The organism is Pseudomonas sp. 05T35 (assembly GCF_056396605.1).
Window position 1 is genome coordinate 1 of the sequence record NZ_JBFTLU010000703.1, and the last position, 1486, is coordinate 1486.

Consider the following 1486-nt stretch of genomic DNA (forward strand, 5'->3'; position numbering starts at 1 on the left):
GATGTGTGGGGTTCAATCGCGCGAAAACGCAATTTAATGCATTTTRATTGTCTGGAATTATCTGTTGTATGCATTTAAATGCACATTTTTGCCGTGTGCGAACTTAATTTATGCACTATATTGCAATCGCCTCATGTTTTAAGCCTTTGYAAATGTATTAAATTGCAGGAGCAAGCAATGCTGACGCTAACGCTACAAATTCATTCGGCTGGGGAATGGCAGGATGCCATGGTCCTGAGCTTTGATGACCCGGAGCAAGGCTTCGCCAGTCGGTGCAACTTTGGCTACGAATTGGGTTATCTGGTCGACAACATCAACGATATACCAAGTCCTTTCGCTGGGGCTGTGAGCGCCAATGTCCCGGTAGCCTGGGAGGGGCAGCGAACCTCGACTGCTCCGGCGTTCTTGCACGACATTGCGCCAGCGGGGGCAGCCAAACGGTTCCTCATGACGCACATTGGTCGCGACAAGCCAGAGGGCATTAGCGCCGACCTGTTTTTACTGGCCCGCAGTACACCGGCCCCCATTGGCAATATGCGGATCAAGGAGTCGCTTGAAACACTGAGCAGCCGCCCGGCAGTGGGCTTCCAGCGTGACGACGTGATCTCGCGCGACAATCGCTTTCTGGAATATGCCTACGAACAAGGTGCAGCCATTGATGGTGCGACGGGGGCAGGTGGTGAAGCGCCCAAGCTGTTGCTGACAGAAAACCGTGAAGGCCTGCTGTATCCGGATGCAATGCTGGATGACACCGAAGTGGCACAGCACTGGTTTGTGAAGTTCGCTCGTAACCAAGGCACACAAACCGACAAAGACATCCTCAGAAGCGAGTTCCATTACTACAAGGCGCTGCAGATGCTTGGCATCGACACCGTGGCCACAGCAGGGCTGGCTTTGGAAGAGGCGACAAAACCCAGTTTGTGGATGCAGCGTTTTGACCGTCGTATAAACGAGCAGGGCCTCGAGCGACTGGCGGTTGAGTCGATTTACTCACTGGCCGGAGTGACTACCCCGGGAAGTCCCATGGATCACTTGGAGGTGATCCGGCTCCTTGCCGACCTTTGGCGGTCGACTGGACAAGCGGCGCACATTGAGGATCTGGTCGTGGACTACCTGCGTCGTGACCTGCTCAACAAAATACTCGGCAACTCAGATAACCATGGACGTAACACCGCGATCATCCGCCACGCCAATTCGTTTGAACTAGCACCGATCTACGACCTGGCACCGATGGTCATGGACGATGAAGGCATCACCCGGACCACAAAATGGCCACGGGATTTGGAGTTGGCGGGGGATGTCGATTGGCGTGGCGTCTGTAATGCGTTAACGGGGATTGTCGATTCGCAGGTGGTCTTCGAGCGGTTGCGCGAGCAAGCCAATCGCTTGCGGGCGCTGCCGGACATACTGACCGAAAGCGGTCTGCCTGAGGTGACGATGAATCACCCTCGAATTGCTTTGCGACATCTTGAGCATCGTTTAAGGG

The 1486-nt window shown here is 54.5% G+C and carries 1 protein-coding gene; it reads left to right on the forward strand.

Features of this window, described 5'->3' with window-relative positions; translation table 11 throughout:
• Positions 1 to 177: 177 nt before the first annotated feature.
• Positions 178 to 1486 (forward strand): type II toxin-antitoxin system HipA family toxin (locus AC1DH9_RS29035; RefSeq protein WP_477809324.1); only part of this gene is annotated, 1309 nt, incomplete at its 3' end.